The organism is Bacteroidia bacterium (assembly GCA_026932145.1).
Taxonomy (GTDB): domain Bacteria; phylum Bacteroidota; class Bacteroidia; order J057; family JAIXKT01; genus JAIXKT01.
This window is the reverse complement of sequence record JAIXKT010000062.1, coordinates 1-5,496: the sequence shown is the minus strand read 5'-3', so window position 1 is coordinate 5,496 and position 5,496 is coordinate 1. Positions and strand designations below refer to the sequence as shown.

Genomic DNA, 5,496 nt, shown 5'->3' with positions numbered 1-5,496 from the left:
CGCCAATACAGCGGGCGTTATGTTCAACCCACGGAAACAGCATACCTGAAAGAGAAAAATAAAATATGAAGACAGAAAGCCATTCAATTAATGATGTTCTTGCAAAAAATGCAACATCTTTTTTTATACCACCGTTTCAACGAGCTTACGCTTGGGGAAAACCTGAAATCGAAAGATATTTTAGTGACATTTCAAGAATAATTGAATCGGAATTAGACCCAAAACAACACGATAAACTTGAACACTTTTTTGGAACAGTAGTAATAAAAGAAGAAAAATCTGGATTTGCGAATCGTTCTGTAGTTGTGGATGGACAACAGCGTTTGACGACAACTTTAATTTTTCTAATCGCTTTAAGAGATTCCGAAACAGACCCGATAAAACAGGATTTTATAACTCAAAATTATCTTACAAATAATGCCTCTACATTTCAAGATAAAATTAAGCTAAAACAAGTGACTAAAGACTGGGATGCTTATCGGGCATTAATTAATAAAACCCAGTCCAAACCAGGCGTAATTAATAACGCCTATCAACTACTGATAAAATTAATTAATGAAAAAAAGAAGTTAAGTCCAGAAGTTGATTTTAAGCATTTCATTATAGCTATCCAGAGAATTAATGTTGCTGTTATCTTTCTTGATGAACGCCCATTCAAAGGAGAAGACCCTCAAATCATTTTTGAGACCCTAAATTCTTTAGGGAAGCCTCTAACCCTTTCTGATTTGGTTAGAAATTTTGTCTTGCTTAATATGGAAAGTAAAAGACAAACAGAAATTTACGAAAAAATATGGCATCCTAAAATTGAAGAAGTTCTACAAGAAAACACATCAAAATTCTTCCGTGATTATCTTCAATATAAGATGGCGACATCTTTAAAAGTAGTTAGCGACAACAACACAAAGGAATTATATCAACAATTCAAGGAATTTGTAGAAAACAAATTTGATGAACACAACGATTTTATTAACAACATTGTTCGATATGTAAAATGTTACAAATGGATTATCGCTGAATTTATTACAGATAAAATTTCCGAAAACTATAGTAACGATAAAATAATAAAAGAGCTTCTTAGGAACATATTCCACGACATAAAAGCAGAAGCATTTAAGCCATTCGTTTTGGGACTATTAGAATATCACCAATACACGGTTAACGAAGTTAGGCTAAGCGATGAAATTTTTATTAATGCCTTGGAATCTATCCGAACCTTTTTAATTAGACGTAGAATTTTAGGGTTAACACAAGGCGAGAACAAAAACATTGTAGTATTAAGTAGAAAGATAGAAGCAATTGCAAAAGGGAGCATTTCAATGTTCGATTTATTGACAAATCTCTTTTATAGACTTCGTTTACCTAACGACAACGAAGTTAAAATAGGCCTGATGTCAATGAATTTTTATGAAGGTTTAAAACAGTATTCAAAATTTATTTTAGGTAAAATCGAAGAACATAATACAAAAGTTGCAGTTGATTTTCGTAATCCAAAAATAACAATTGAGCATATAATGCCTCAGACCTTGGAAGATAGTTGGAAGGTTGAATTGGGCGAAAACTGGAATGAAATTCATAAAAACTATCTGCACAATATCGGAAACTTAATACTAACTGAATTCAATAGCGAGATTGGTAATAAACCGTTCAAAGAAAAGAAAAGAAAACTCGAAACATCTTCCTTGAATTACAGACTTGATATCATTAGAAGAAATATTTGGAATGAAAAGAACATCAAGGAGCATCAAGAAAATATGCTTAACTGGTTTCTTAAAACATTTCCTCTACCAGACTTATACAAAGAAAAAGCAAATTGGAATACTCAAACATTAGAGAACACAACATTTTCCCCTCTTGACATAGACGCAGGAGAGACGGCAGAAGGCAACAGACCTGTTGAGCTACATATCTTCAGTAAAGTTATAAATGTGAAATCTTGGCAGGATGTTTTTATTAAATTCCTTTTATTCCTAAAAGAAAGCCCTGATTTTGATTTCGATTTTATTATTGACAATCAAACGGAATTATTTAAAAGGGAAGAAACTATACTTAAATGGAGTGTGCTGAAAGAAATAATAGAATCAAACGTGGATTTGTCAAGCAGATACAAAACATTTGACGGTAAAGTATGGGATAAAGTGAAAGACTTAAATGATGATTTGCTTTTTATTCACATAAACATTTCAGCTTCAGCTTGTATGTCTAGAATCAGCAATATAATGGAGAAATTTAATATGGATGAAAAATCGGTTGAAATTAAATTACGATAAAACTGGGCTGCAACATAACGGCCAGTTTGCCACAATGGCGGGTAAACAGCTTCGATTGAACATTTTCGGTAAATTGAAAGTTCGTTCTTCGATTGAAGTTTATCGGTAAAAATCCGCCACTACGCAAAGCCGTAAACCGTCAATCTGTCTAAAAACTACCCTATCCTTTTTGAATTTAAATTTCGAAAAAAAAATTTAAAAAAACAATAAAATAATCACAAAAAAATTTGCATAATAAATTGATTATCACTATATTTATACCATGAAATACGTTCGTGGAAATAGTCGCAATCAAATGGAATTTTACTGCTTAGAAGAACGAATCGGTACGGATAATGAGGTGAGATTGATTGATTTATTCGTAAATAGTCTCAATATTGCAGAATTAGGATTTGCTCAATCAAAACAATCTTCAAAAGGTGGAAGACCGGCCTTTCATCCTTCCGATTTACTCAAACTTTACCTTTACGGATATCTCAATCAGATTCGCTCCTCCCGAAAATTAGAAAAAGAAACCCACATCAATATCGAAGTCATGTGGCTAATGAGAGGTCTGACTCCGGATCACAACACTATCTCCAACTTCAGAAAAGATAATCCCGATGCCATTAGGAAAGTATTTAAAGCTACTGTTAGCCTGGCAAAGAACTTTGATTTGATTGGCGGTAAGCTCATTGCAGGAGACGGCACTAAACTCAGGGCTCAAAACTCTAAAAAGAACAACTTCAATGTCAAAAAATTAGAAAGACACCTTCAGTATATCGAAACAAAATTAGAGGAATACAACCAGGCTTTGGCCGAGGCAGATGGCGATACATCTCTACAACAAGAACTACAAAAAAAGATAGCAACCCAAGAGCAACGAAAAGAAAAATATCAGGGTTTTCAAAAACAAATGGAGGAAACCAACGAAGTACAAATCTCCACTTCAGACCCCGAGAGCCGCCAGTTAGCCACCCGTAACGGCATTACAGAAGTGGCTTATAACATACAATCAACAGTGGATGACAAACACTGCCTGCCCATAGATTATCAGGTGACCAACGAAAACGATTCCAAAGCCATGGGTGATATCTTAGAGGGAGCGGTTGAGGAATTAGGGCATAATCAGTTTACGGGGCTATTTGACAAGGGTTATCATACCGGAACAGAGTTCGTAAAAGCTGATAAACTTGGAGTGGAAGTCCTGGTGGCTGTGCCCGAACTGCCCTCCTCTTCTATGGCTCCTCATCCCGACTATAATTTGGACAAGTTTGTTTACGATGAAGCTACGGATACATTTACCTGTCCGCAAGGACACACGATGGCTACCAACGGACACTGGTATGTCAAAAACAGAAACCGTGTAGGAGTTCGCAAGCAGGAGCCACTGAAAATGAAACAATACAAAACCGATGCCTGTAAAACCTGTCCTGTGTATGACCTCTGCACCCGGGCCAAAGACAAAAGAGGCAGAGTGATTGAAAGAACAGCTTATGCCCACTTAGTGGAAGCCAACCGAAAAAGAATGGAAGAACAATACGAGCTTTACCGAAAACGGCAAACGATTGTAGAGCATCCTTTCGGAATCATAAAAAGACAGTGGGGATTTTATTACATCATGACTAAAAAAAACATGAAACGAGCTTCGGCAGATGTCGGGCTTATCTTCACCGCTTTCAACCTCAAGCGAATCTTCAATATTTTGGATAAAGAGTCTCTGAAAGCCTACCTGAAAGCGCTTTTCTCTACTTTTCGCCCTCATACCAGCCATTTTCAGCCCATTTACGGCCTTCAAATTTTTACAATTCCATTTTCAAATATTTTTCCTTCCTCGCTTAAATCGGCTTAAAATATCAAAATATTTGTTTATTTTTGATTAATTAAAACTAAAAAAAATGGTTTTTGGACAGACTGCCGTTGTGCGATATGCTAATAAGAACCGGCATTAAACAGTGAGAATTTAAAATCCAAAAGATTAATTTGGTAAATTTGCTGAATGGAAGACAAAAAACTTTACATAATCGCTGGTTGTAATGGAGCAGGAAAAACTACTGCTTCATTTACAATTTTACCTGAGATTTTAGACTGTAAAGAATTTGTCAATGCAGATGAAATAGCAAAAGGCTTATCCCCTTTTCAACCAGAAAATGTCTCGTTTGAAGCTGGTCGAATAATGCTAAATCGAATAAACGAATTAATTTCTGAAAATGAAAACTTCGCTTTTGAAACTACATTATCGACCAGAAGTTATAAAAATAAGATTGTAGAAGCCAAGGAGAAAAAGTACAGAGTTACATTGTTGTTTTTTTGGCTTCAAAACATTGAGTTGGCAAAAGAGCGTGTAAAAATTCGGGTTTCTGAAGGCGGACACAATATTGAACCCGAAGTCATTGAAAGAAGGTACATTCGTGGAATTAAAAATTTGTTTGACATTTATCTTCCAGTTGTAGATGGCGCATTAATTTTCGACAATTCGGAAGGGAAATACGAACTTTTGGCTGACAAAAAGATTGACGGCTTACTAAACATTGTAAACGAAGAAAAGTTTAACCTATTAAAAGATTATTATGACAACAATTGAAATTCAAATAGAAGAGAAAAACAAAATTCTTAAAGGACTTGAAAAAGTTTATGAGAAACTAATTGAGTTCAAAAAATCAAAAAACAGTGAACTTGTTATAATTAGGGACAAAAAAATTGTGAGAATAAAACCCGAATAAAAGAAGCACAATCGCACAATATATAGGGCTTAAACGCGTGTAGCGAAGCGGAGCAGCGATTTAAGCCTCTGTTGAACTGAGGCTTCGGTAGCTTGTTTGTCGTTTTTCTTTCTATGGGGTTTCAATCATCCACTCTGGTTCCGGATGTAGTGTTATGAGAACTCTTTTTTGGAGGAGAGTTCTTTTTATCGGAGTGCTTTTTATATTTTAGCGGTATTTTTTCACTCTATTGTTATACTTTTTTGTTGTCTTCTCACTATTTTTTTAATTTTATTTCGGTGCAGGCAATACCGCTCCCTGTCCGCCTTTCGGCAGTTTTTTTTCGTTTCATAATTGGATTTGTTTTCGGGTTTTGTGAAGGTTTATTAGCGGTGGTGCGTTTGCCTTAAAACTCAACACACGCTCCATAATGCCTTTCTTACAACATGGGCACTGCTTAGTTGGATATGGCTTTTTGTGTATCTTTTCATAGTAGCTAAAGCCTTGTTCCTTGCCCCTTGCTACCGGCTTCATCTTTTGCTGTTGTA

5 protein-coding genes are annotated in these 5,496 nt (G+C 35.4%); 4 read left to right on the top strand and 1 reads right to left on the bottom strand.

The genetic code is table 11. The features are described 5' to 3' along the window. Positions 1-65: 65 nt before the first annotated feature. From LC115_13590 to LC115_13575, 4 genes are all read left to right on the top strand, one after another. A complete protein-coding gene (locus tag LC115_13590; protein MCZ2357700.1) occupies positions 66-2,267 on the top strand; it encodes a DUF262 domain-containing HNH endonuclease family protein in 2,202 nt (733 codons plus the stop codon). Positions 2,268-2,529: 262 nt separating this feature from the next. Then, complete coding sequence (locus LC115_13585; protein ID MCZ2357699.1) at positions 2,530-4,098, top strand: IS1182 family transposase; 1,569 nt, start codon at positions 2,530-2,532, stop codon at positions 4,096-4,098. 147 nt (positions 4,099-4,245) lie between these two features. Continuing rightward, the gene (locus LC115_13580) at positions 4,246-4,830 is read left to right on the top strand and encodes a zeta toxin family protein (protein ID MCZ2357698.1); all 585 of its coding nucleotides are present in this window, start codon (positions 4,246-4,248) and stop codon (positions 4,828-4,830) included. After that, complete coding sequence (locus LC115_13575; GenBank protein ID MCZ2357697.1) at positions 4,817-4,969, top strand: hypothetical protein; 153 nt, start codon at positions 4,817-4,819, stop codon at positions 4,967-4,969. Before LC115_13580 ends, LC115_13575 begins: the two co-directional genes overlap by 14 nt. Positions 4,970-5,296: 327 nt before the next feature. Here LC115_13575 and LC115_13570 read toward each other — a convergent pair. Further along, a partial coding sequence (locus LC115_13570) for a hypothetical protein (GenBank protein MCZ2357696.1) occupies positions 5,297-5,496 on the bottom strand: 200 nt, incomplete at its 5' end.